This window comes from Bombilactobacillus sp. ESL1097, assembly GCF_058107205.1.
Genome location: NZ_JBYLUB010000001.1, coordinates 208,058 through 233,265 on the forward strand (window position 1 = coordinate 208,058; position 25,208 = coordinate 233,265).

The window sequence follows — 25,208 nt, forward strand, 5'->3', positions numbered from 1 at the left end:
CAGTCTTTTTTTAATAGTAAAAATTATTCCAAAGCCTTTTTTTGTTGATGGCGGGCAATCATTGGTAAAATGGCACCGATTACTAGCATGACCAAGGGCTCAATAATATTTAAAGCTAAAACCTGATAGAACGTGGCAGTACCCGGTTTTTCATCAACGGGCCAAATGCCAAGTGTCGCAAAACCAAAGGTGATGGCAAAACACCAGATCCCTACCGCAACAGCTAATTTATTATTTTTAATAAAGACAAAATCGGAAGGGTACTTTTTATCGTGCAGGCGCACTAATATAAATGAAGAAAAGAGAAAACATGTAGTATACGGAGAAACAATACCGTTCAGATTTAAGAGTTGATTAAAAATAGAATTCATATTCGGCAAGGTAGCGCTGGCGACCATAATAAAAGTACAGATACCAGTCGTTAACCAATAGCCGTTGATCGGTAAGCCCCGACTATCTAATTTAGTTAAGCTCTTTGGTAAATATTTTTTCGCCGTATCGGATAAGAACATGCGCGTGCCCGCATCTAATAACACAGCCAATTGGGCCATCATATAAATGGCTTGGGTAATTGCAAAGGCGTATAAGAAGAACTTACCTAAGCCAAATTCAGCGCCCATTTTTTGAAAAGCATAATAAGAACCGTTCATTTTTAGATCATTCGGTAAGTGATGGGCATTGAAGAAAATTCCTAGTGAAAATGAACCCAGCACGGTTAAGAAGCCGGTCATAATCGCTAACATCCACATGGCTTTAGGAAAGTCTTTTTTGCCGTTTTTCATTTCGGTTACATAAGGAGCCGCAAATTCACTCCCGTTCATGGCAAAAATAATTAACGCAAATGATCCTAAGTATTTCATATCGACATGCGGTAAAAAGGACTTCCAAGTAAATGGTTGGGTATGTGGGGCACCACCGTGTCCTAAATAGACAAAGGTCATGATGACATATAAAACCGTCATAATAAACATCGCGCCCCCACCAATAATACTGAAGAACTGCAGGGAATTTTTAAAGCGGTGTTCCAAGAAAATAAAGATGGTAAAGATAACGGCAGTTAATAAAGCAAACATGGCATTACTCATTTTGTTAGATAGTGAGTTGTTACCAAAAATCAACCAGCCAAATGAAACAACCATTGAGTTAGCAACATCTACGATATAAGGCAAACCTGAGACCCAATAAGTCCAGGCACAGATATAACCCCAGAGATCGCCACTAGTATGACGAACCCAAGAAGTCATGCCGCCACCATCATGGCTAAAGACGGATCCTAGATGTCCCACAATCATCTCGTAAGGGACGACAAAAACAAATAACATTAAAATCCAAGTAGTCACCACGGCTAAGCCTTGGTTTTGAAAGTTATAAATAATATCATCAAAGCCGATGACTGTCACAAAATCCATTAAAGCGACTACGGGCCAGCTAATAAATTTTTTACGATCAGGGTCTAAATCTTCAAACATGATCGTCCTCCTCCAATTAATCAAAAACGTAAATAGTATACGCCAAAAAAGGTTTGACGCAAATATATAATTTATTGTACAATGCTATTTACCATATAATATAACATAATAAAAAATATTGCTGTGGAGGATATTATGACACCAGTTGTAGAATTAAAAAATATTCAAAAAGTTTATGGTCAGAAAAATACAGTCGCCACTCCAGTTTTAAAAGATATTAATTTGCAAGTAGATGCGGGTGAATTTGTGGGGATTATGGGTGCTTCTGGTTCGGGTAAGACGACGTTATTAAATACGATGTCGACGTTAGATCGACCAACCAGTGGTACGGTGACAATTAATGGTCAGGACATTACGCAGTTAAAGGGGAATCAATTAGCTGATTTTCGAGCGCGGCAAATTGGCTTTATTTTCCAAGACTTTAATTTATTAGATAATTTAACGGCTTTTGAAAATATCGCCTTGCCTTTATCCTTACAAAAAGTTAAACCGCGACTGATTCAACAAAAAGTACAGCTAGTTGCGCAAAAGTTAGGCCTGAAACAGTATTTAAAACATTATCCTAATCAATTATCGGGTGGGCAAAAACAACGCGTTTCGGCGGCTCGGGCCTTAATTAATGATCCAGCCTTGATTTTAGGTGATGAACCCACTGGTGCTTTAGATTCCAAAAGTGCGCGAGCTTTACTAGATACACTGACTAAAATCAATCAAACGGATCAAACTTCTATTTTAATGGTGACACATGATCCATTTTCAGCCAGTTTTTGCCATCGCATTTTATTTATTCGCGATGGCCAAATTGGTTTGGAATTAAAGCGGCAGCAAGCCACACGGACGGAATTTTATCAGCAAATATTAAATAATTTGGGTACTTTTGTGGAATAAGATTGAAAATAAAAATTTTCAATAGGAATTGAGCTGCTCTCAAGGTTATTTAACGACACACAATCTTTAAGTACAAAGCAGCCTAAGTGTTAGTCCGTTTCTTTTACGCGGCACTGGTCGCAGTATTTGATCTAGCGATCTAAGTGCCAAAAGCCTGCGTCTAACTACGAATAAACCATCAAGTTAAAAAACGCAACTTAATTGTTTATTCTAGGTTAGTCTTCGGCTTCTGAACGACACTGGTCGCAGTAGGGAGGAATTATGCTTCATAAATTAGCTTTAAGTGGAATTAAACATCGATTGAAAGATTACGCGGTATTATTTTCGGGGTTATTAATCTCGGCCGCCATTTTTTATATGTTTCAAGCACTAGCTTTGAATCAAAAGTTCTTAAAAACTAATTCCCCAATTGCCGTGACGCCAATTGTCTTTCAGTTAGGAACTGTCTTATTAGTAGTGATTACACTCGTCTATGTTTTATATGCTAATAACTTTTTGATGAGTATGCGCCAAAAAGATTACGGAATGTTTTTGATGCTCGGAGCCAGACCGAAGACTATTCGTCAACTAGTCATTCTGGAAACGATGTTGATTGGCTTGTTTAGTTTGCTTAGTGGTATGCTGGTTGGTTTAGGCTTGACAAAATTAGTTGCTCAAGCCTTGGCACACCAACTTCACACCTCATTAACTGGATTTCACATTTTCTATGGTCCAGCTTTATTATCAACGATCATTGTGTTGGGCTTAATCTTTTTATTAGCGGCTTGCCAAAACAGTTGGAAGATTAGTCATACACCAATTTTACAACTGGTAAAGCCAGCAAGTCCGCGAATTAATCCACGGTTGAATGCTATTTCAGTGGGACAGGTAATTAGGCTAATCTGGGGACTAGTTTGTTTATGCATTGGTTATTGGATGATGGGGTTAGTTAGTCAAATGGCTATTCTAGCGTTGGCGGTATCTTTAATTGCGGTTAGTTTCGGAACTTATCTGATTATCAATACTTTGTTTCGAATTTTATTAAACCATTTGCGAAAAAGCCGGTGGGCTTTGCGGGGCTTACATGAATTTACGTTAGGACAATTGAATTTTCGAATTGCTGATTATACAAAAATTTTAACGATTGTGTCATTGCTCTTTTCGTTGGCGTTGGGAGCTTTGAGTGTGGGAATGAGCTTTCAACAAAATGTGCGGACTGTCACTGATCATGCCGAGTATTACGATGTTACGGTTAATAATCCGACATATCATGAACAGCAATTATTGCACCAATTAAAACAGCCACAACAAACGCGTTATCAATATAAAATTCAGGCGGGACAGGTCTATTTGGTCCGACAACAATTACAACGACAACCGTTTAAATATTTATTAACGAATAACCAAAAAGTGACCACGCTGACCCCATCGGCTAAGCAAATGCAACGTCCAGAATCAGAAGTGGGGAATCATTTACAACACTTATTAATCCCACAGGGCTTAGAAAAATCTTTACGTTGGGTAGATCAAAGTGACTTTGATCAAATTAATCAGCCTACTAATCAATTAATTTTGGTGAAGACTAGTGATTTTTATCAAAATACCAAAGTCATTGGGAAATTAGTCGCTGCGCAACAAAGCCGGTTTCCAATGTTAAAGGATCAAGGAGCGATGCCGAAATTTTTGACTTACCAAATGATTAACGAAATGTACAGTGGCTTAGAGTTTATGGGCTTTTTCTTAGGCTTTGCCTTTTTAGCAATGCTAGCCAGTTGCTTGATGTTTAAAGTCTTATCAGGAGCTAATCAAGATCGCCAACGGTATGTCATGTTACAAAAAATTGGTACTCGAAAAAAGTTATTAACAACTTCGATTCAACAAGAATTGGCCGTCCTTTTTGGTATTCCGGCTGGCTTAGGCATTATTAACTTGTTATTTGGGTTGCGCTTATTCAAACCGCTGTTACGTAATCCCTACCAACACTTGTGGTGGCCAATGATTATTTTTATTTTGTTATATGCGTTGTATTATTTAGTGACAGTTGGTTTATATAAAGTCATTGTATTGAAGAAAAATAGTTCGGATTAGTTTTTACAGAATAGAAACAGTATTTGATTTCAAATGAATCAGTAGACGCAATTTAGTGGTTGGAGCACAATAATAGTAAATAATGTTGCCCAAGGTGGGAAATGTTAATATTATTGTTCCAACCTTTTTTGTACCAGAAAAAATAATTTCTTTTGGAGAACCATTTTATGAAAGTTCAACGTAAAATCTTGGCGAGCAGCCTCTATTTAAATTATGTTATTCACGGGATGGGTGCCATTATGATTGCCCAAAATGCTACTAGTCTGATGCAGTATTGGCAGACTGACTTGGCAGGCATTGCTACCGTGATTGCCAATATTGGAATTGGTCGTTTACTGACGCAATTATTAGCAGGTCAACTATCTGATCATTTGGGCAGAAAAAAAATCATTCTATTAGGAATGGTTTGTTATGCAGGTTTTTTTGGCGGTTTATTAATTAGCTCAACACTGTTAACAGCTCAGTTAAGTGCTCTCTTGGCAGGTGTCGCTAATGCGTGTTTAGATGCCGGAACGTATCCGAGTTTAACGGAATTATTTCCACAACATGCCAGTAGTGCCAACGTGTTATTAAAAGCCAGTATGTCTTTGGGACAATTTATGCTACCGCTATTGGTGAGTTGGTTGACTTTGCATCAACAATGGTTTGGTTGGAACATTCTTTTATGTTTAAGCTTAATGTTTTGTAATGGATTCGTTTTATGGGCCATCAATTGGCGCCAATCAGTGCCTCAAATATCACCATCGACAACTAAAAAGACTACTTTGTTGCCGGTTAAAGCAACGACTTTTGATATTGGCTTATTAATTAGTTATGGCTTTTTGGCCCAAGCAACGTTTTATTTAGTAAGCCAGTGGTTAACGCGCTTAGGGCAAACAGTGGTTCACTTAACAACGTCACAGGCTCAAGCATTAATTAGTTACTACAGTCTAGGATCGGTGGTGTGCGTTTTGCTGACCGTCTGGTTGACCCAACACGGCGCGAAAACCCTTAGCTTGATGCTCGTTTATACATTATTATCAGTTATTGCTTTAAGTCTGCTCTGCTTTTTTAATAATCAGGCGGTCTGCATTTTAATGTCTGGTTTAATCGGCTTTAGTGCTGCTGGTGGCGTCATGCAGTTAGGATTGACATTATTATTAGAAGTTTGGCCGCAACAAAAAGGTTGGGCCACGGGACTTTATAACTCGGCGGGCGCTGTGGCAGCAGTGGTGATTCCGTTAGTTACGGGACGCATGACGCAAAATATTCAGCAAATTTTCTTCTTAGATTTAATACTGGCCACCTTAGGTTTTGCAGTAGTTTTGACGTTAGCTTGGCGGTTTCGGCGACGGGATTATAAAATTAAGAAAAATTAATTATAAGAAAGACTATTTTTAATTTGTCCTTAGAAGAGTATAATTGAAAAAATAGTTTCTAGACAGAAGCTATTAGGAAACAAGTTTGAAAGAGGCGATAACATGTCAATGATTGAATTTCATAATGTCCAAAAGTATTACGGACAGTTTCATGCATTGTACGATATTAATTTGGAAATTGATCAGGGAGAGACGGTAGTTTTAATCGGTCCATCTGGCTCAGGAAAAAGTACGCTAGCGCGAACGGTGAATGGACTGGAGTCGATTCAAGAGGGACAATTAATTGTCAATAATCATGATCTTTCATCAGACCAGACTGATTTAAATATTTTACGCCGCGATGTTGGCATGGTTTTTCAACATTTCAACTTATACGCGAACAAAACAGTTTTAGAAAATATTATGTTGGCTCCGAGAATTGTCAGCCATATTCCAGAAGCTGATAACAAAAAACAAGCCATGAAATTATTAGAAATGGTTGGTTTAGAAACGAAAGCTCAAAATATGCCGAGTCAAATCTCGGGTGGTCAAAAACAGCGGGTGGCGATTGCGCGCTCCTTAGCTATGCGTCCGAAACTGTTATTATTTGATGAACCAACTTCGGCGCTAGATCCAGAAATGATTGATGATGTTTTACAAGTTATTAAAAAAATTACGTCTGATAGTGATATGACTTCTCTAATCGTGACCCATGAAATGGGCTTTGCGAAAGAGGTGGCTAACCGCGTTATTTTTATGGACGCCGGGCGCATTGTGGAAGATGATGATACGGAGTCATTCTTTAAGCAGCCGAAAACGCAACGGGCACAACAATTCTTGAGTAAGATTATTACACATTAGGAGGAACCGCGATGAAAAAGAAATTTTGGTTGTTCTCCTTATTAATAGGTATTGTATTCTTAAGTGGTTGTGGTCAAAAACTGTCCAGTCAATCGGTTTTACAAAATGATCGTCAGTCGAATACCATTACTTGGGGTGTCAAAGGTGACGTGAAATTATTTGGTTTGATTGATGTACGTGACGGGCAACAAAAAGGGTTTGACGTTGATATGGCCAAGCACATTACGAAGCATATTTTAGGCACTCATGGTCATGCCAAATTTGTCACGGTTACCTCGCAGTCCCGGGTACCATTACTAAAAAATGGTAACGTTGACGCGGTCATTGCAACCATGTCGATTACACCAGAACGTGAAAAAACCATTGATTTCTCACATTCTTATTTTGATGCTGGTCAATCGTTGTTAGTTCCCAAAAATTCTACTATTAAAAATGCGCGTGACTTAAATCATAAAACCGTGATTGGCGTAGTCGGTTCTAATTCAGTTGATAATATCCAAAAAGTTTCACCGAAAGCTCGCGTCGTGGAGTTGCAAGATTATGCCCAAGCAATGAATGCCTTAAAGTCGCACCAAGGTGATGCATTAACAACCGATAATGGGATCTTGTACGGGTTAGCTGTCGAAAATCCCGGCTTTGAAGTGCGGGGCGGCACGTTTACTAAAGAACCGTACGGGGTGGCAGTTAACAAGGGTCAAAAGTCCTTTACGAAGGCCGTGGACCGTGCGGTGACAGAAATGCAACGTGATGGTGAGTATAATCGTTTAATTAAAAAATGGTTTGGTAATGTGCCTGGGTTTAATTATAAGGAGCTGTATCGATAATGATTAATATTTTTACACATTACGGCCACCAACTATTAAGCGGCTTTGGTTGGACCGTTTTATCAAGTATCTTGGCCTTGTTTTTTAGCCTAATCATTGGTACGTTGTTTGCCATTATGGAAGTGGTGCCCAATAAAATTGCCCGGGTAATTGGCAAGGCTTATGTGGAAATTTTTCGTAATATTCCGTTATTAGTAATTACCATGTTCTTTTATTTAGTTATTCCGATGTACGTTGTAAAAATCAACGGTTTTACCGCGGGGACCATTGGCTTGACGTTATATACTTCCGCTTTTATTGCCGAAACCATTCGCTCGGGTATTCAGTCAGTTTCGACAGGCCAGATGGAAGGAGCCCTATCAGTAGGGATGACTTATTGGCAAGCAATGCGTTATATTATTTTGCCGCAAGCTGTCAAAATTGTGATTCCTCCTTTGGGTAATCAATTTATTAACTTAGTTAAGAATTCGTCCGTTTTGGCGTTTGTGGCGGGCTTTGATTTAATGTATCAAGCTAATTCGATTGCATCCACGACTTTTGATACCATCAATAGTTATTTGGTTGTGGGGGTTTTGTATTTAATAATTACGTTGCCATTGAGTTATTACATGCAACACTTAGAAAAGAAACTGGCTTAGGAGGTGACCATCAATGCAAAATTGGATTCAAGCTTTTTCATGGTTGAACCTGCGTTTCTTGTTAATGGGACTTTGGGTGACAATTTATATTTCCGTGATCTCGGTGGTATTAAGCTTTATCTTTGGTTCCATTTTAGGGATTATTCGCTATTCTAAAATCAAATATGTCTCGGCTATTTTTGGTTTTGTGATTGATATTATTCGCAATATTCCGCTTTTGTTGATTATTTTCTTCACTTATTTTGGTTTGCCTAATTTTGGGTTAAAGCCCGATACCATCGTTGCAGCAATTATTGCGATGACGGTTTTCGAATCAACGATGATTGCCGAAATTGTTCGTTCGGGTTTGAATGCGGTTGATACGGGACAAATGGAAGGCGCGCGCTCAGTGGGGATGAGCTTTTTGCAAGCCTTGTGGCATATTATTTTGCCGCAAGCGTATAAAAAAATGATTCCGGCACTGATTAGTCAATTTGTTTCTTTGATTAAAGATACATCGTTAGCCACAATTATCGTGGTTCCTGAAATGATGCAACATGCGCAAGTAATTTATGGACAAAATGCCAACTATATTTTGCCAATGTTTGCAGCATTAGCTGTGTTATATTTTATCGTTTGTTTCAGCTTATCATTATTAGGTAATCATATTGATAAGCGCATGGCTGGTTAACAGCAAAGACTTTGACCAGTACCTATCTAAAAGCTAAGGATTAACAATTAATTTCGACTTTTGACTTGGTGGCTGATTCGTAGTTAGATGATACTTGGAGACTAGATCAAATAAGTTTAATGTCCATAAATCAAAAAAGGCTTGGAACTTAAGCAATTAGGATCTAACAATATTCAAAAAATGTTTGAATATTGAGATCGTAAGCTTTAGTTCTAAGCCTTTTATAATGTGTATCTTTACTTAAAGGTAATGTCCCGCAATATCTGTGTCCTCAAACTCAGGTGTAAATGGTTTTTGATAGGCCTGTTCATAAGCAGCGACCTTTTGTTGGTAATCAATTTGTCGCATCTGTTCAGACGCATCACTGATAGATAGATCAGGATCCGCATGAATTGGCTTGAGGATCATTAATTGATACTTAACAGCATGTGAATCCTTGGCAGTTGGTGCGTCAAAAATTGCAATAAAACAAGAAAGAATAGGAACATGATTTTTAGCCGCATAATAATAAGCACCGCGTTGGAAAGTGCGCGGCTTACGATAGTTAAACCACATTTCACTTTCGGGAAAAATCAATAAGGGTAATTTTTGTTGCAAACTGTGAGCGACCAACTGTTGAAAATCTTTTTTCATATAATTGAAGCTTTGGCTGATAGGAATGGTATCGGTATAGTTCATCAGATATCCTAACAGTCCGGGCATCTTCAAGTTGGTAGGCTCAATCACAATGGCCATTCGCTTAAAATGCAATCCTTGGCGGACCAATAAACTGTCGATGGGGTTAAAATGATTGCAAGTAATGACCGCAGGCAATTGTAAGCCGGTTAAATTATGTTGGTTTGTTACTTGAAGATTGCTTTTTAAAGTCGCTGCCGCTAAGTTCATGATATGGCGGGCCGTAGAATTATTCAGCCGATATTTCCAAGTTGGTAACAGTTGTTCAAATTCGTGAATGGTTGCCTGTTCGTCAGCTAAGCTCATGACGGGATCATTAACTTCCACTTTAGCAGTTAAAGCGTGCTGTTGAACGTTATGCTTGATGTTGTCGATGACCGGTTTTCGATCACCAATATCAATAAAATGATCAATCATCATAAGGCGATCTTCACTCCTTGCTGGGCACGAGCATGAAAAGTATTAGAAGTTTTAGCAATTTGCACAGCTAAGTTCATTAATTCGTCAGCATTTTTTTCATCTTTTTGAATGGCTTGAGCATCCACACTATGCAGTTGTTGTTGTAATTGATCATAATACGGTGTTGTTTGGGCGTATTTCCAAAAATATTCTTGTCTGGGGGCATCTTGGTAGTACCAAGGTTTGTTGAATAAGTTCCAGTGGATTAAAGCAGCTGGTGTCTCCTCAGGAAAAGTTACCATTACGTTCCAGGTGGAATCTAGGTACATAATTTTATTCTTAGCGATAGCATTGAGATAATCTTGATCGGGAGCTAAGCTACGAAAATGGTATTGATTTAATAAGTTAAAGAAATGATCAGCAAAATGATTATCGCGTAAGGCCTGTAAATCCATGAGTAAAACGCCCGAATTGATATATTTATCACCGGCAACGCCAATAGCCTCTTGAGCGTAATTAAAAGTTTCTGGATTTTCCACGATGAAGCGATCAACGGCTGCGCCGATCCAGTTGTCACCTAATGGCAGATCAAATAAATCCGCAATATCATGATTGATAGCAGTATCGGCATCCAAGTAAATAGCTTTGTCAAATTGTGGAAATAATTCTGCAATAAATAAGCGGAAGTAGATGGTATAGGTGAAATAATCGGCACGTAACTTGTTATTCGTATCCGTAATTTGTTTTTTGATTTGCTCGGTGATGGAAACAAATTCTAACTGAATATTTGATTGGACTAAGGTACGGAGTTTTTGTTGGTTAGTCAGTGATAAGTCATCACACAAAACGATAATATGATAATTTCTTTCAGGATTGCTGTTTTGAATTAAGGAATTTATAGCTACAGCTAGATAAGGTGCGTATCTGTCATCGACAGAAAAGAAAACGGGAATTTCTTGATTAAGATTTGTCATTGTTTGACGAAGTCCTTTCGTTGTTGGTAATTAATGTATTGACAATTACTCTGATGACTGCGAGTAATCATGGTTTTGCGAATTTGTTGATACAATTGGAATTGCCTTTGCTTGGGCAAAAGTTGCGAAGCAACCGTAAAAGGTCCATCAGTATAAACAATTATTTGTGGCCGCTTGAAGTAGTTAGCTGATTGATAGGTCACGGTTAAGCTAAAACTGGGTTTATTACAAGCGGCGGGATAATGAAAGCTCGTGGCGGTAAAGGGCCGAATTTCAGTAAAGTACGGCCAAACATGGGCTTCTGGATAAATAAAGATGAGGTGGTGCTTGTTTAAGTGATATTTAATAGCTTGATTAAATTGATTAAATTGCTTTTTACCATCAGGGATGATTAACGCGCCGGCAAATGTCAGTAATTTACCGATAATTGGCAATCCGAGATTGGCTTGGGAGCAGATAATATAAGGCCGTTTGGGGAAAGCCGCTAAAAAAGGCAAGAAAACATCCCCTAAAGGCTGAGTATGATTACAATAGACAACACCACCTTTCTTGGAGTTTTGGCGTAGTTTATGTAAATTTTGAAATCTTAAATGTAACCAACCATAACAGTATATAATGCTAATAACAACTACTAAATAATAAAATAATTGTGAAAAACAGAGGTAAAATAAATTATGATGAATCCAACGATGGTTAGCTGGTAATTTGGCCGCTTGGTTTTTAGAAGTAACAACATCGTCTTGATAAGACTCATAGTAAATGGTTTTCTGAGTCATAGTCCATCCTTCCTAGTAAAATAATGGCTTTACTTATGCTAGCTGGTTCGGTTAATATTACATAGAACTCTTTAATTTAGCAATCATAGGAGTAAAATTATGTCATTTTTCAATAGTAACAAATTAAGAGATAGTTATCATAATTTGATGACTTTAATACATAAAATTAAACCGCACTATTGGCAATTACTCCTTGGCATTGTGTTAGGGGCGGTTTCGATTGTGATCCAATTAATTGTGCCCATGATTGCTAAACAATTAGTGGCAATGGTACAAAAATCTCTAGCACACGTGGATGTAGGTTTAGTGGTCTTAGGCGGTGGGCTGTTTTTATTGAGTACTTTGATTGGGGCTTTTTCAGGCAGCTTTTTGGGCTTTTTTGGCGAAGAGGTGGTCTTGAAATTACGCTTAAAATTGTGGGATAAGTTGTTAACGGTACCGGTAGGTTATTTTGATCAAAGACAATCCGGCGAAATTGCGTCAAGAGTCATTAATGACTCCAACCAAGTTAAAGAGTTGTTAGCTAATTCTTTACCCAAAATGTTAACTTCTTTGTTGCAGTTAGTCGGGGCTTTGTTATTTATGCTAGCGATGGATTGGCAATTAACGCTGATTTTGTTTATTGCGGTCCCGTTATTGATTTTGATTTTATTACCAGTGTTTCACCGTTCCACCAAAATTGCGGGGCAACGGCAAAGCTTGTTAGCACAATTTAGTGGTAAAGTTAGCGAAATGATTAGTGGCATTACCTTAGTTAAGGCTGATAACGCCGAAATTCAAGAATATCAGAGCGGTCAAAATCAATTACAGCAATTGTATCAGGTTGGACGTAAAGAAGCCATTTATGATTCTATTGTCGGTCCTGTCACGGGCATTATTATGTTAGCCACGGTCTTTAGCATTTTACTTTATGGTGAAGTGCGGATCAAAAATGGTACTTTGGATTTGGGAACGTTGTTGGCCTTTATGATGTATCTAATTCAATTAATGGTCCCCTTTACGACATTAGGGCAATTCTTAACGGATTTAGCCAAAGTGGATGGTTCCACCGATAAAATTCGGGAATTGTTAGATGAAGGAGCAGAAAATTCACACAGTGGGCAAAAAATTGATTATCAACGGCAAAAAATAACTTTTGATAATGTGCAATTCTCTTATCCGGATGGCCGGCAAGCTTTAGACCAAGTAGCGTTCACGATTAAACCGCAGACGACAGTGGCATTTGTGGGACCTTCAGGTAGCGGCAAGTCTACAATTTTTAACTTGTTAGAAGGTTTTTACCAGCCCACCCACGGTCAAGTCAGAATTGGTGAAGTCGATTTAAACCAGGTTAACTTGACTTCTTGGCGTCAGCAATTGGGTTTGGTTGATCAAAATTCAGTAGCCATTACTGGCACAATTCGGGATAATCTCACTTATGGATTATCAAAACATTATACTGATGAACAATTATGGCAAGTATTGGCGTTAGCCAATGCGCGCGAATTCGTCCAACAAATGCCCCAAAAATTGGCCACGCCAGTGGGAGAGCAAGGAACGAATTTGTCCGGTGGTCAACGCCAGCGTTTAGCGATTGCACGGGTGTTTTTGCGCAATCCCAAACTGCTATTACTTGATGAGGCAACTGCCAGTTTAGACTTAGAATCTGAAAAATTAATTCAACAATCACTGCAGCAATTAATGATTGGCCGCACGACACTCATTATTGCTCATCGACTCAATACCATTATTCATGCTGATCAAATCTATTTTATTAAAAATGGTCAAGTGCAAAGTTCGGGGACGCATGAGGAGCTATTACAAAATTATCCACCTTACCAAGCTTATTTTCAGGAACAATTTGGCACGTTGAACAAGCACTAGTTAATTAAAGCAAGATATTCTAAGTAAATATCTTGGTCATTCGCAGTTAAATTTAATTGGAAAACCTTGTCAGTTTCCCAAGGCTTGACACTAACTACATGAATAACTGGTAACAATTTCCAATTGGTAGAAAAATGTTGAAAGACCGTGGCTTCGTTCACGCCATGTTGTTCATTGTATTTAGTGGCGGCGAAGCGTTTGGTGCGCGCAAATTTGTTGATGGCTGATTGATCCGGCATAATTAATTTATGTTTGCGACAATAAGTGCGACATTTGGCAAAGAGACCGGTCTGACGAATTTTTTGCATATTAAGTAGTAACATCCCAGAATTGAGATAATCAAACTTCTGCCATTGGTAATGGAAAAACCACCGACCGTAATAATCTAAAACGCCCACTAATTCGGTATCACGCAAATCTTGATCATAAAAATCATCAAAAGCATGGTGACAAATAACATCAGCGTCTAAATAAAGCAAACGATCGGGAATTTCTGGAACTAAGTCAAGATATAGTCGCAACATACTGTAAGGTGTAAACATGGTATTCAAGTTGGCCAACGGTGAATAACGGTTAAATAGGTCGGTTAAATCGATTTTGGTTAGCGTATGCTGCGGATTTTTGTCATGTAAAACTTTCGTCAAAAAGTTTACATGTGCAGTACTCAAGGCTTGAAACTGATGCTTTTTGTTGTAGAGCGAAGCAGTAATAATATAAAAATGACACGGTGTTGGTTCATGTTTAGCAATTGATAACATGGATAATAAAATACCATGAAACATGTTATCATCACCACAATATAAAATATTAATCTTTAGGACCTCCAAATACTTGACATCAAAAATGCTTAGTGGTTATTGACGGTTAAACCGTCAGTGATAAAAGTGATTAAATGATTGACCTCAACGGTTTGAGACCACTTTTTTTGGGGAAACAAAATATAATGTTCGACAAAATAACCTAACAAGGTTGTGATAATAAAGCGAAAAATTTCAGAATTTTGCCAAGTGACAATAGTTTGCCGCTGCTTTAAATAATTAATTTCGGCATTAAAATCTTGAATAGCTTCTTTAGGAAAAGAACGTAGCAGCTCTTGGCTTAAAGTGGGGTTCGTGCTGAGTTCGTTGAGATAAATTTTAGTTAACTCGGGATTTTTTTTGTAAAAATCAATGCGATTATGAACAATTAAAGTAATGAGTTCTTGAAGATTGGCCGTGTGTTTCTGCAAAACGGTTTGAGAAAATTCGCGAATGACGTCGGGAAAAATTTGCTGCGCCATCGGCTTTAAAATCGCGGTTAAAATTCCACGCTTATTCGTGAAATATTTGAACAGCGAAGCTTCGGATACTTGTGCTTGTTGAGCAATTTGGCGAGTGCTCGTTTTGTTAAAGCCTTGTTGTGCAAATAATTCAATCGCACTTTTAAATAATTTATACTTCGTATTGGTAAACAACTGGGCTTCAGGAAAGAGCGTGTATAAAGCCCGATCTTCCATAGGGCTACCTCCTGATAATATAATTTTTGAGTAATTACTCAAAAATCAATGAGTAAACACTCACTAACTAATCCTATTTTACTATAATTTATTTTGAACAGGAGTCAAGTGAAAATTTAAGCAGATAAAAAGAGTTAAATTTCTAAAGTAGAAACTTAGAAATCTAACTCTCAGGTAAGATTGAATAGATAATAAATTTGGGACAACTAGATAATTAAACTTCGTCTGCGGTAAAGAGATTTTGGTTATAGCTGGTTACGGTATTTTGACCATCTTCACGCACTAAAGTCGTTAAACTAGCATTAGCCGGGCCACGATCAACTTCAAAAGAGCCATCACCATAGCGTTGAGCTAAAGAACGAATGGTGGTGCCATGACTGATTAGTAAGACTTTGGCGCCATCAAATGCGAGGTGATCTAAATCATTAAATCCCGCCTCTAATCGTTGCCAGTACTCCGTGGAATCTTCAGCGTCATGAAATGGATCCGCGACTTTCATCCAGTCTTTGGTTTGATCCAACCCCACTTTTTGGGCAGCGTCATTATAACTGGTATAACCATGAGGTGTTAAAATCATATGCCAAGCTTCGTCAGAGTTCATTCCCTCAAAGTAACCATAAAATTCTTCCCGAAAGCGGGAAGATTTTTGAGGAACTAGTTGTTCATGATTAACATTTTCAGAAATAATGATGCGACAAGTATCAATGGCTCGTCGTGCATCAGAAGAAATGGCAAGATCAAACGGAACATCTTTTAGTTGTTGAGCTGCTTTTTCGGCAACAGCAGTACCTTCAGTTGTTAGTGGGCTATCAGACCAACCTTGCATTTTATTGTAGTTGTTAAACCAGGTGCGGCCGTGACGGATTAAATAAACTGTGTATTTCATTTCACTACCTCCTGTCAATTATTGTACTCGTTTTATGAGAAAATGGCGGAGTTGTTTTAATGATGACATTATTTAATTTAATGAATAAAATAATTACTTAGCTTGAATTTTATACTATGAAATTCAGCTAAGTATTGAAAAATTTCGCCTAACAACAACTAATGACTCAAGTTAAAGTTCAACTTCAGTCCTTAGTCTAGGTTAGTTTTCGGTTAAAAACGTTTTTTGTCGCGATGTTGATTTAGCGCTCCAAAGGGCAAAAACTTGTGCCTAACTACGCCCAAGTCCTAAAGCTAAAATACACTTTAGTCTTGGTCTAGGTTAGTGCTCAGTTTTTAATCGCCCTTTGTCACAGTAATTGATTTAGCGCTCCAAGTAGCAGAAGTCTGCGTCTAGCTACAATAAAGGACTCAAGTTTAAAAATCAAAACTTAAGTCCTTTATCTAAGGCTATACTCAACTTTTAAACGCTGCTTGTCGCAGTGATTATTTAATCGTTGAAATTACCGGATTCCACATCTTTAATAAACTGTTTCAAATGATCAAAGTACACTGGTGCGTTGTCGATCATATGATGATGACCACCGTTAGGCGTGGTTACTAAGCGAGCATGTGGAATTTTTTCCTGCATAATTTTTGCAGATGATAACGGCATAGTTTCGTGTTCACCAAAAGTCAGCAAGGTTGGAACTTGAATTTCGTGCAAATGTTCGCGAAAATGCCATTGACTTAATTTACCAGTCACAACAAATTCATTGTCGCCTTGGAAAACGTTGTAAACATCAGTTGCCATGGTTGATACTAAATGTCGGATGGCTTCAGGTTGTTTGCGATCAACGTATTCGGCGTTCAAAACGTCAACATAACTTTGGTAGGTAGGGTCATCCAGTTTGTTTGCTTGTTCAATTTGCTCCATGTAGGCTACTTTATCAGGGCCGAGGCAATCTAAACGGCATTGGTTGACATGTTTAACATAGTCATCAATTTCGTCCACCATACTAGAAATAATAGCGCCTTTTAAATGTTGACCATATTTGGCAGCATATAATTGAACTAACAAGCCACCCCAAGATTGGCCGATTAAATAAAAATTATCAAGACCTAATTTTTGACGGACTTCTTCAACTTCACCCAAATAATAATCATACGTTAAATATTTTTCGGCAATTTGGGGATCACTGTAATCTGGTTGGTCAGAATAAAATGAACCTAATTGGTCGTACATCGTAACTTCGACACCTAAATCGGCCAATTCATCACCGAAGTTTTCCCAATATTCATGGGTACCACCGGGACCACCGTGTAAGCATAATAATTTAATATCACCGTGACCTACGGTGCGTGTCCATAAATGGTAACCATTATCTAAGGTTAGAATATGTGTTCCTTGTTTCATGCAACTCACTCTTTTCTGAAGTAATTACTTCTATCATAGCAAATTTTGCCTAGTTTAGACATACTATTAATTTTTTGAAAGTAAGCAAGGAACCCATTCTTTGAAGACCTGATGAAATCAAACCACTTGGTCTCAGATTAATTGGATTAACCTTGGATTAAGTGATGGTTCCGCTCAAAATTAAATACTTCTCAATTTTACTAACTCATAATGAGTTCGAGATGGTCCAAGTAACAGTTTGATTAGCCTGGCCTGGTTTTTGAGCATTAACCGGTACTACTAATTTCCATTTTTTAGGCTGGATTAAGGCAGAAAAATCATAAATATACTGATAATTAACATCAGTTGTTGGAGCTGGCGATGGTGATGGCACAGGTAGCAATGTTGGCGTTGATAAATCCTGCCATTGATTGGTTTGATCTTTCAAAAATAATCCACCAGCTAATTGCGCATTACCCTGGGCTTGAACCAAAAATCTAGAATTAGAATTTAATTTAACTCCACTTTCCACTGTCAAATTAGCATCTAACTCTGGATTTAAGAATTCGGTTGCTTCTCCTTTGTAATGTGTCCCAAAATCAATACTCTTCGGTACGCTTAAGCGGGTCAGATTTTGACGTAAGATTGTTAAAGTGTTTGGGTTTGAAGCAATTGCTTCACCTGAGTCTAAAGTACCAGTCACATCAACTGTCTGACTTAACTTACCATCAGACTGATCATCGGGTGATTTTTCCGCGGTTCCCGTAATGGTTACCGTTATTTGATCACCTGCCTTAAAAGCAGTTCCATCACTTTTAGTAACGTTAACTTGAGAAGGCCAAGGAGAACCTTCTGTTTGTTGATAAGTTACTTTTAAGTCATTAGTCTCAGAATTATCCATTGTCGCTGCTACATGGCCACTAGCTGTTAATCCTGCACTAACACTAGGAATAAAGTGAAGTTCCGATACACTATCAGTAACATCAGCATTAATCTTGTAGTGTATATGAAAATCAATCGTATCCCCCGGTATATAATGGTTTGCTGGTAATTCTTTGTGAGTTTGGTCTGAGGCATCTTGTGTTAATTCGGCCTGAAATTTATGTGATAATGGGATACTAACCTGTGGTCCAGAAAAGTCCTTAGTAGGATTGCCATCTAACTTTTGTTCAATAGCTATTGCTTTAGGAGTCGTCGTTAAAGCTGGTCCACTAGCAGAATTCGAAATAGTTCCCAAAAATGTTAAAGTTGCAGTTTGATTATCTTTTAAGTCTATGGCATCAGCATTACTTAACTGCAAACCACGATTAGCAGCATTATAAGTGACAGACTTAGTTGTACCATTAGCATCAGTTAACTTAAAACTGCTATTATCTACGTCTATTCCTGCAGGTACTAAATCGGATAAGTTAGTTGTCTTATACTCACTATCTTTACCATCATTTCCTAAATTAACAGTAAACTTAATTTTATCTCCTGAATAATTTTTACCATCTGATCGGGATTCATTTTGCCAATTTTCTTTTAGCCATGGGTTGGAAGAAGAGCTAGCACCCACCCCAATATCCAATGCATAATGTTGCGTTTGTCCTACTGGTAAAGTAAATTGTGGCCATAATACAGCATAACCTGAATCAGGATATTCGATTTTACCGTTATTGCGGTTTTTAATTTTCGGTAACAATATCTTACCTGCTGAATAATTATAAATCTCTTGTCCAGTAACATTTGTAAAATTCGGTCCCTTAAAAACTGGAGTTTTATCACGATTAACTGCATTACTAAGACCTGTTGGGCTATAGCTAAACCGATCACTATAATCTTCAGCTAACCAATGCGCTGGTCCATTTGTAAGATCAAAATTAATATTTAACCGATGATTAGGTGATTCCAGATACATACCACGATTATCTCCCAAGGCATAAACTGGCACTCGATCTGGAACATAGTTGCCAATCAGCGCACCATTTTCTAATTGTGTATCCTCATGTTCACCAATAAGGTAAAGCTGTGGTGAACTAGAAATGTTTTTTACATATAATTCTTGAGCAACATTCCCATTACGGTAGGGGGAACGCCGCAAAATTTCTTCAAATTCGAATGAATCGTTAGAATCACCATTAGTACAATACCCCATGACTTTAACCGCTTGTACGGCACCACTACTATCTTTAGATACAAAATAAGTCGGTTGATGACCATACGTAAGTAATGCTGTATACATTAATGAGTTCGCCCCGCCCCCCTGAAAAAGAACGTAATCCGAACTAGTTGAAGGTCCCTCAGTTGCACCGTGACTAAAGGCTTGAATGTTATTTGGTGTACCATTAGAATTTAAGCCATCTTGCAGAAAAATATTAGAATTTGAAGTAATTTGTCCGGAAAATTTAGTTGCCGACCAACTACCAAAAGTAAAGCCCATTTTAACTGTTTTGCCGTTAATAGCCATAGGATTAGTATAACCAATCTCCAAGTTATTTTGCGGTGCTGACCAAGTTAAGCCATCATCAATATCAGTAGCTTGTGGAGGATTCAAGGTGAAATTACTAACTGTCATAACGGGCGTTTTTAATAGTTGTTCATTAGGTAAATTCATTCCTTCAACTTGCTTAACAAGAGCAGCTGATGGTTCTTGTTTAGCTGTTGCTAAAATGGTTTGACTTTGAAAACCATTGGCGAAGATAATACTGATAACTAAAGAAATTAATGTTAATGCTACATTAAAGAAAGATTTTTTACTCATTTTTTTCTTTACCTTTTTTGTTATGGTGATTTAAAAGTAATAAATTAGCCGTTGTTGTTCTTACATAAAAAAAACAGAAATTCTAGATAGTTTTTAGTAAAAACGGGATGCTTTTTGACCTTTTATTCAATTTCAAAAAGTTAGTTCTCTAAAATGTGATTATAAGCACGTGTAAAACACTGCGCCAGATAACTAGGTGGCTCTGGATTTTCTTTAGCCAGCCAAGTAATAATGACAAAGTAAAATCCTCCCGAAGTAAAAGTTTGTAAATATTGGATCTCTGCTTGTGTACCTTGTATATGAGTTGGTAGTTTAAAATTATCGTATATGTCGCTAAACTTATCATTCCAAATCTTTAAAAAATGGTAAGTTAAATTTTGCTGAATCAAAATTTTAATGGTTGCGCGTTTATCCCACCAAAAATTGAACAGATTACCCAGAAATTGTTCAGCAGTCAAATTTTTTAGGTCTTCTGCTAAAATCACTTGACAATATTCATAAAAATCTTGTTGACAATGCCAATCAATTAAATCCCCCTTATTAGCAAAAGCGCGGTAAAATGTCCCTCTATCCAACGAAGCATTAGCGGCAATTTCTGTGACTGTGATTTGCGAATAATCCTTTTGAGTCAACAGTCGAAGAAATGATTGCCATAACCATTGACGTGATTGTTCTTTAGTAGTTTGTTTTTTACCATTCATCGTTCACTCCTCAAGTAATAATTTTCTTTTCATTTTGCTACATGAGTAATTATTAACCTAGGATTCATAAAAAAGAACAGTTCACAAACAAGTGCTACAAAAGCGGCATTTTGTGGTATATTACTTTAATCAATTTATTTCAAAAATATTGCAATATTTTTTATTGCTTTTTTACTAATTTATTTGATGGTTGTAAAACGATTGCTATCAAAGATATTTAGTGAATGAGTACCAAGTTCTGCAGCCATATCGGTAGTTGACTAATTATCACAGTAATGAAGCATCTTTAACAATTTTTGATAATTATTTTTTTGGTTTGGAGATGCAGTTTTTACCATCATTTCAATATTAAGAGCCATCAAATTTAACTATGTAACTGACGACCAGAAAAACCTTCTGAAGTAAATTTAAGATTTGATTATTGCATAAATTTGAAATAAGCCATAGCAAATTGGGATCAATTGTCACTAAGTTGTAGTTAAGTCTATTCCCAGCAGCTCGAAACTTTCGTGCTGCCATAGTTCACGCTTGCGGAATAATGCGCGCTCGGCTGTTGAAAATAAAGGGTAATGTGTTGTTTTCGCAGATGTTTATTAAAATTTTGATAATTTATTAATAAATATCAGCTCAGTCTGATTGAAAAATTAGAAGCTTTGTGCTAATAATAAATGTTAGCGATTACAAAAAAGTGAGGAAAAAACAGTGTTATATATTGATCTAGCTAGCAGAGGAGTTGATTGTCAGAATCCGTATTTAAGTCAAGCAGTGATTGAATACTTAGAAACGCAAACTAAGTTTGGTGATGAAACACTCATCGGCTTTACACACTCTTCACAACCAGCGGTCACTTGTGGAGTTAATCAAAATGTTTGCGCAGAAGTCAACTTGGGTTACTTAAAGAACCAGCAATTTACTTTAGCGCGGCGCAGTTCTGGTGGCGGTGCGATCTATAGCGACGTTGGGAGCTTAACTTATTTTTATGTGGATAGTGATCGGGGGACTAATTATCAGCAGTTTGATTTGTATGCCCAAACGATGCTGAAAGTTTTGCATGAATTAGGCGTACCCGCAATTATGAATGGTCGAACTGATCTTACGGTGGCAGATCAAAAGTGTTCTAGCCTGTCCTCTGCGAGAATTAAGCAACGGTTTTCTTGTGGTGGCACCTTAATGTTGGATGTTGATATGGCTCAAGCCAAAGCAGCTTTACAGCATGTGGCGATCAAGGGTGTTCCCTCAGTTCAACGTCGAATTACTAATATTCGGCCTTATTTGAAATCAAAGTATCAAGATATTACTCGGCAACAAATTCAAGACTTATTTTTACAGATGGAATTTCAAACGACTGATTTAACAGCACTTCCAACTTATCACATGACAGATGAAGACTGGCAAGCGGTAACTAAATTGGCAGCTACTAAATACAGTACGCCGGAATGGATTTATGGTTCACAGCAAACCGGAGCCCATTTTCATGCACGCCACTTCGCTAATTTGGGGACAATTGAATTTGCGTTTACTGTGCAGCACGACGTGCTGACGCAAATCAAAATTTATGGTGATTTTGCGTTGGCTTCGGGAAATTTGCAATTGATTGAACAGAATTTAATTGGGGTTTCCTTTCAGTTAAAGCCGTTAATTGATGCTTTTCAACAAAGCAATTTACCTGAAAATTTAGGCGCTTTTCAACCAGCAGCGTTAGCCAAAATTTTGCTGGAAGAACAATATGCGATCCAAATTCCTACATTCCAATAAATTATTTTGTCTTGACGGAGTTTTTAATTAGTACACAACTTCTCAGTTATTTTGTTCCACTTCATTTTAAAACAGGAATGCTTGTCCAAGCTTTTGCTTGGGTGAGCATTTTTTGGTCTAAAATGTAATGGTTTTTCATTGATTTACATATTAAATAATTTGATAATCAAGTCTAAAAAATGCATACTTATTGCTTATAAAATACCATGTGGCTATTTATTGTCAAATAATAGCACTTATATAGCTTATTTCTTGCTAAAAAAATTAGAGCCTTTTATGATTGCCCTAGAAATTAATTTTCATAATTTGAAACATTGATGGGGGTTATCAAATGGCAGAATTAGATTTAAAACTTAACCAAATGGGGATTGATCGGATTGCAATTAGTCCGTATACCAAGTATTCACGAGGCTACATGGAACCAGGAAATCTGGGGAACGGTTACGTCACCGGAATCAAAGTTGATGCTGGTGTGCGTGACAAAACCGATGATGATGTTTTAGACGGTATTGTTTCCTATGATCGGGCAGAAACCAAAAACGCTTATATCGGACAAATTAATATGACAACAGCCTCAAGTTTTACTGGGCCGCAGGGGCATTTCTTAGGATATGACTTGTTGCGCAATCCGACGGTTGATCAAGCAGAGCCATTATTCAGTGTGGAACAGTGGGATGGCAGTCAATTACCAATTTATGACGCTAAACCATTACAAGATTCTTTAGTTGAATATTTTGGCGTCCGCGATGAACGTCGCCATTATCCAGCACCGGGGAGTTTTATTGTTTGTGCTAACAAAGGAGTGACCGCTTCGCGTCCCAAAGCTGACCAAGCCATGAAACCCGGACAAGGTTATGGTGTTTGGTCCGCTATCGCAATTTCGTTTGCGAAAGATCCAGAACATAATTCTAGCATGTATATCGAAGATGCTGGCGTTTGGAATACACCTAGTGAAGCTGAGCTGAATGAGTTTTTGGCACAACGGCGCCGCGCCATTGCTAAATCAATTGCTGCCTGTGGTCAAGATGCTGACACATCTTTTGCTAGTTCGTGGATTGGTTTTGCACATACGATGATGGAACCCGGGCAAATTGGCAATGCTATCACAGCGGCCCCCTATTTTTCCTTACCAATTGATGCCATTCCTAACGGCTCATTACTAACGCCAGATAAAGATATGGAAATTATGGAACAACTGACTTTGCCGCAATGGCTAGACCAAATGGGCTATGAATCCATTGTAGAAACTAAACAGATTAAGTATTAAGGGGAGGAGGAAACTACTTGTGACTGCCCAGAAAAAACAAGCAACAAAAAATTCAACGACGCAAAAAGTCGGAGTCTTAGGGCTCATTGCGTTTGTTTTATCCGCTATGGTTGGCGGTGGCATTTATGATTTGCCGCAAAATATGGCGATTAAAGCTGGGATGTTGGGACAAGTCTTCGGTTGGATTCTAACCGGGGTGATCATGTGGTTTATTGTGCGTTCTTTTTTGACTTTGTCAGAAATCAGGCCGCAGTTTACGACAGGATTATATAAGTATGCCGATGATGGTTTTGGTCGCTTTACAGGCTTTTTTGTTAGTTGGGGTTATTGGATTTGCGAGTGTTTTGCCAACGTAACATATGCCGTATTATTAATGTCCACGTTAAACACTTTATGGCCGGGAACTTTTGGCAATGGCAATAATATTCCGTCCTTAATCTTAAATAGTTTAATTCTGTGGGGAATGAGTTTATTAATTCTCAATGGAATTAAAGGTGCTAGTTGGGTGGATATCACTGGTACCGTTGTAATGCTCTTATCAACTGCAATCTTCTTAATTACGATGATTGTCGTCTTTAATTGGCAGACTTTCACGACTAATATGTTTGCTAATCATGCTATTGCTAGTTTAGGAGATAAGAATCTTGGTTCTTTAGCTTCACAAGTCAAAAATACAATGATGACGACCTTATGGGTCTTTGGTGGGGTTGAAGGAGCAGTTGTTTTGTCTGATAAGGCCCGGAGTCAAAAAGATGTTCGGACAGCAACTAAATATGGTTTTTTAATTTGTTTAGTGCTATATGCGTTGGCCTCACTATTACCCCTCGGTTTAAAAAGTTATGGTCAAATTGCGGTAATGCATTCACCGTCTTCCGGAGAATTAATGAATCTCGTAGTTGGACCTTGGGGACGTTTGATTATCACGTTTGGGGTCATTTTAGCGGTCTTATCTAGTTGGTTAACTTGGACCTTACTGCTCTCGCAAATGCCGGCGGCGGCGGCTCAAGATCAGACTTTTCCACGGGCTTTTGCCAAAATTAATAAAAATAAAGTGCCTTCTTTTTCAGTAGTTGTTTCCACGATTGTCATGCAGATTATTATTATTGGCACGCATTTTGCGGGCAATGCGTTTAATACGATGCTAACGATTGTCGGCACCATGACTGTACCGCCGTATTTAATTTCGATGCTCTATCTATTTAAAGAAAGTAGCAGCGAAAAAACCTTTAATCCACAACATTTAACCACAACTTCTTCGCGCACGAAAGCCCATTACATCAGTCTCTTAGGAGCTTTAGGAACTATTTTTATGGGATACGCTGCGGGGATTGAATATACAACTTTGTCATTTATTATTTATGCGCTGGGAATTCCGGTCTTTATGTATGCACGCAAGCAATATGCCCCTCAAGCTGCAATTTTTACGAAATACGAAAAAATCTTTGCCGGGGTAATTATTTTAGTTGCTGTCTTGGGCTTAATCTTTGTGATGTCTAAACATTAAGTAGTTTAGTATTTGAAGACGATAATGGTAAAGGAGGGTGCG

At 37.9% G+C, this 25,208-nt stretch carries 21 protein-coding genes; 11 read left to right on the plus strand and 10 right to left on the minus strand.

Going from position 1 to position 25,208, the window contains the following annotated elements; genetic code table 11:
• Positions 1-23: 23 nt before the first annotated feature.
• Positions 24-1,469 carry an APC family permease gene (locus tag AC3B6D_RS00910; RefSeq protein ID WP_489757037.1) on the minus strand — a complete coding sequence of 482 codons (1,446 nt, stop codon included), beginning with the start codon at positions 1,467-1,469 and terminating at the stop codon, positions 24-26.
• Positions 1,470-1,604: 135 nt separating this feature from the next.
• On the opposite strand from AC3B6D_RS00910, the gene AC3B6D_RS00915 reads away from it, so the two are divergent.
• From AC3B6D_RS00915 to AC3B6D_RS00945, 7 genes are all read left to right on the plus strand, one after another.
• Positions 1,605-2,357: an ABC transporter ATP-binding protein gene (locus tag AC3B6D_RS00915; protein ID WP_489757038.1), complete on the plus strand. Its 753-nt coding sequence runs from the start codon at positions 1,605-1,607 to the stop codon at positions 2,355-2,357.
• Positions 2,358-2,618: 261 nt separating this feature from the next.
• Positions 2,619-4,424, plus strand: coding sequence for an FtsX-like permease family protein (locus AC3B6D_RS00920; RefSeq protein WP_489774712.1), 1,806 nt, complete (start codon positions 2,619-2,621; stop codon positions 4,422-4,424).
• A 167-nt stretch (positions 4,425-4,591) separates the two neighbouring features.
• Entirely contained in the window at positions 4,592-5,782 is a 1,191-nt protein-coding gene (locus tag AC3B6D_RS00925; protein ID WP_489774713.1) for an MFS transporter, read from the plus strand.
• 102 nt (positions 5,783-5,884) lie between these two features.
• Positions 5,885-6,622 (plus strand): amino acid ABC transporter ATP-binding protein, encoded by a 738-nt coding sequence (locus AC3B6D_RS00930; RefSeq protein ID WP_489757041.1) that lies wholly within the window; start codon positions 5,885-5,887, stop codon positions 6,620-6,622.
• A gap of 11 nt (positions 6,623-6,633) precedes the next feature.
• Entirely contained in the window at positions 6,634-7,446 is an 813-nt protein-coding gene (locus AC3B6D_RS00935; RefSeq protein ID WP_489774714.1) for a transporter substrate-binding domain-containing protein, read from the plus strand.
• On the plus strand, positions 7,446-8,084 hold the full coding sequence (locus AC3B6D_RS00940; protein WP_489757043.1) for an amino acid ABC transporter permease: 639 nt from the start codon (positions 7,446-7,448) through the stop codon (positions 8,082-8,084). The genes AC3B6D_RS00935 and AC3B6D_RS00940 overlap by 1 nt, the downstream gene beginning before the upstream one ends.
• 13 nt (positions 8,085-8,097) lie before the next feature.
• On the plus strand, positions 8,098-8,754 hold the full coding sequence (locus AC3B6D_RS00945; RefSeq protein ID WP_489757044.1) for an amino acid ABC transporter permease: 657 nt from the start codon (positions 8,098-8,100) through the stop codon (positions 8,752-8,754).
• Between the two features lie 240 nt (positions 8,755-8,994).
• On the opposite strand, the gene AC3B6D_RS00950 is transcribed toward AC3B6D_RS00945, so the two are convergent.
• From AC3B6D_RS00950 to AC3B6D_RS00960, 3 genes are read right to left on the minus strand one after another with little or no spacing between them, the layout of a single operon-like run.
• Entirely contained in the window at positions 8,995-9,849 is an 855-nt protein-coding gene (locus AC3B6D_RS00950; protein WP_489774715.1) for a lysophospholipid acyltransferase family protein, read from the minus strand.
• Complete coding sequence (locus AC3B6D_RS00955) at positions 9,846-10,802, minus strand: glycosyltransferase family 8 protein (RefSeq protein WP_489769254.1); 957 nt, start codon at positions 10,800-10,802, stop codon at positions 9,846-9,848. The genes AC3B6D_RS00950 and AC3B6D_RS00955 overlap by 4 nt, the downstream gene beginning before the upstream one ends.
• Positions 10,799-11,578: a 1-acyl-sn-glycerol-3-phosphate acyltransferase gene (locus AC3B6D_RS00960; protein ID WP_489774716.1), complete on the minus strand. Its 780-nt coding sequence runs from the start codon at positions 11,576-11,578 to the stop codon at positions 10,799-10,801. The genes AC3B6D_RS00955 and AC3B6D_RS00960 overlap by 4 nt, the downstream gene beginning before the upstream one ends.
• 99 nt (positions 11,579-11,677) lie before the next feature.
• On the opposite strand from AC3B6D_RS00960, the gene AC3B6D_RS00965 reads away from it, so the two are divergent.
• On the plus strand, positions 11,678-13,441 hold the full coding sequence (locus AC3B6D_RS00965) for an ABC transporter ATP-binding protein (protein WP_489774717.1): 1,764 nt from the start codon (positions 11,678-11,680) through the stop codon (positions 13,439-13,441).
• On the opposite strand, the gene AC3B6D_RS00970 is transcribed toward AC3B6D_RS00965, so the two are convergent.
• The 6 genes from AC3B6D_RS00970 to AC3B6D_RS00995 all read right to left on the minus strand — a co-directional run bounded on the left by AC3B6D_RS00970 (position 13,438) and on the right by AC3B6D_RS00995 (position 20,640).
• Positions 13,438-14,268, minus strand: a complete 831-nt coding sequence (locus AC3B6D_RS00970) for a glycosyltransferase family 8 protein (protein WP_489774718.1) — start codon at positions 14,266-14,268, stop codon at positions 13,438-13,440. The two genes, AC3B6D_RS00965 and AC3B6D_RS00970, sit on opposite strands and share 4 nt — an antisense overlap.
• A 20-nt stretch (positions 14,269-14,288) precedes the next feature.
• Positions 14,289-14,936: a TetR/AcrR family transcriptional regulator gene (locus AC3B6D_RS00975; protein WP_489774719.1), complete on the minus strand. Its 648-nt coding sequence runs from the start codon at positions 14,934-14,936 to the stop codon at positions 14,289-14,291.
• A 214-nt stretch (positions 14,937-15,150) separates the two neighbouring features.
• Positions 15,151-15,822: a histidine phosphatase family protein gene (locus AC3B6D_RS00980; protein WP_489774720.1), complete on the minus strand. Its 672-nt coding sequence runs from the start codon at positions 15,820-15,822 to the stop codon at positions 15,151-15,153.
• Between the two features lie 489 nt (positions 15,823-16,311).
• Complete coding sequence (locus AC3B6D_RS00985; protein ID WP_489769250.1) at positions 16,312-17,217, minus strand: proline-specific peptidase family protein; 906 nt, start codon at positions 17,215-17,217, stop codon at positions 16,312-16,314.
• Positions 17,218-17,422: 205 nt separating this feature from the next.
• Positions 17,423-19,939, minus strand: coding sequence for a hypothetical protein (locus tag AC3B6D_RS00990; protein ID WP_489774722.1), 2,517 nt, complete (start codon positions 19,937-19,939; stop codon positions 17,423-17,425).
• Positions 19,940-20,079: 140 nt separating this feature from the next.
• Positions 20,080-20,640 carry a TetR/AcrR family transcriptional regulator gene (locus AC3B6D_RS00995; RefSeq protein WP_489774723.1) on the minus strand — a complete coding sequence of 187 codons (561 nt, stop codon included), beginning with the start codon at positions 20,638-20,640 and terminating at the stop codon, positions 20,080-20,082.
• Positions 20,641-21,342: 702 nt separating this feature from the next.
• On the opposite strand from AC3B6D_RS00995, the gene AC3B6D_RS01000 reads away from it, so the two are divergent.
• The 3 genes from AC3B6D_RS01000 (at position 21,343) to AC3B6D_RS01010 (ending at position 25,166) form a co-directional block, all read left to right on the plus strand.
• Complete coding sequence (locus AC3B6D_RS01000) at positions 21,343-22,395, plus strand: lipoyl protein ligase domain-containing protein (protein WP_489757055.1); 1,053 nt, start codon at positions 21,343-21,345, stop codon at positions 22,393-22,395.
• A 331-nt stretch (positions 22,396-22,726) separates the two neighbouring features.
• On the plus strand, positions 22,727-23,662 hold the full coding sequence (hdcA, locus tag AC3B6D_RS01005; protein WP_489774724.1) for a histidine decarboxylase, pyruvoyl type: 936 nt from the start codon (positions 22,727-22,729) through the stop codon (positions 23,660-23,662).
• 19 nt (positions 23,663-23,681) lie between these two features.
• Positions 23,682-25,166 (plus strand): amino acid permease, encoded by a 1,485-nt coding sequence (locus AC3B6D_RS01010; RefSeq protein WP_489757057.1) that lies wholly within the window; start codon positions 23,682-23,684, stop codon positions 25,164-25,166.
• Positions 25,167-25,208 lie beyond the last annotated feature (42 nt).

Bases quoted from the DNA above. Each gene is read 5' to 3' on its own strand.
- AC3B6D_RS00925 (WP_489774713.1), top strand. From the start codon at position 4,592: ATGAAAGTTCAACGTAAAATCTTGGCGAGCAGCCTCTATTTAAATTAT.
- hdcA (WP_489774724.1), top strand. From the start codon at position 22,727: ATGGCAGAATTAGATTTAAAACTTAACCAAATGGGGATTGATCGGATT.
- AC3B6D_RS00990 (WP_489774722.1), bottom strand. From the start codon at position 19,939: ATGAGTAAAAAATCTTTCTTTAATGTAGCATTAACATTAATTTCTTTA.
- AC3B6D_RS00940 (WP_489757043.1), top strand. From the start codon at position 7,446: ATGATTAATATTTTTACACATTACGGCCACCAACTATTAAGCGGCTTT.
- AC3B6D_RS00920 (WP_489774712.1), top strand. From the start codon at position 2,619: ATGCTTCATAAATTAGCTTTAAGTGGAATTAAACATCGATTGAAAGAT.
- AC3B6D_RS00930 (WP_489757041.1), top strand. From the start codon at position 5,885: ATGTCAATGATTGAATTTCATAATGTCCAAAAGTATTACGGACAGTTT.
- AC3B6D_RS00960 (WP_489774716.1), bottom strand. From the start codon at position 11,578: ATGACTCAGAAAACCATTTACTATGAGTCTTATCAAGACGATGTTGTT.
- AC3B6D_RS00935 (WP_489774714.1), top strand. From the start codon at position 6,634: ATGAAAAAGAAATTTTGGTTGTTCTCCTTATTAATAGGTATTGTATTC.
- AC3B6D_RS00950 (WP_489774715.1), bottom strand. From the start codon at position 9,849: ATGATGATTGATCATTTTATTGATATTGGTGATCGAAAACCGGTCATC.
- AC3B6D_RS00910 (WP_489757037.1), bottom strand. From the start codon at position 1,469: ATGTTTGAAGATTTAGACCCTGATCGTAAAAAATTTATTAGCTGGCCC.
- AC3B6D_RS00985 (WP_489769250.1), bottom strand. From the start codon at position 17,217: ATGAAACAAGGAACACATATTCTAACCTTAGATAATGGTTACCATTTA.
- AC3B6D_RS00955 (WP_489769254.1), bottom strand. From the start codon at position 10,802: ATGACAAATCTTAATCAAGAAATTCCCGTTTTCTTTTCTGTCGATGAC.
- AC3B6D_RS00995 (WP_489774723.1), bottom strand. From the start codon at position 20,640: ATGAATGGTAAAAAACAAACTACTAAAGAACAATCACGTCAATGGTTA.
- AC3B6D_RS00975 (WP_489774719.1), bottom strand. From the start codon at position 14,936: ATGGAAGATCGGGCTTTATACACGCTCTTTCCTGAAGCCCAGTTGTTT.
- AC3B6D_RS00915 (WP_489757038.1), top strand. From the start codon at position 1,605: ATGACACCAGTTGTAGAATTAAAAAATATTCAAAAAGTTTATGGTCAG.
- AC3B6D_RS00965 (WP_489774717.1), top strand. From the start codon at position 11,678: ATGTCATTTTTCAATAGTAACAAATTAAGAGATAGTTATCATAATTTG.
- AC3B6D_RS00980 (WP_489774720.1), bottom strand. From the start codon at position 15,822: ATGAAATACACAGTTTATTTAATCCGTCACGGCCGCACCTGGTTTAAC.
- AC3B6D_RS00945 (WP_489757044.1), top strand. From the start codon at position 8,098: ATGCAAAATTGGATTCAAGCTTTTTCATGGTTGAACCTGCGTTTCTTG.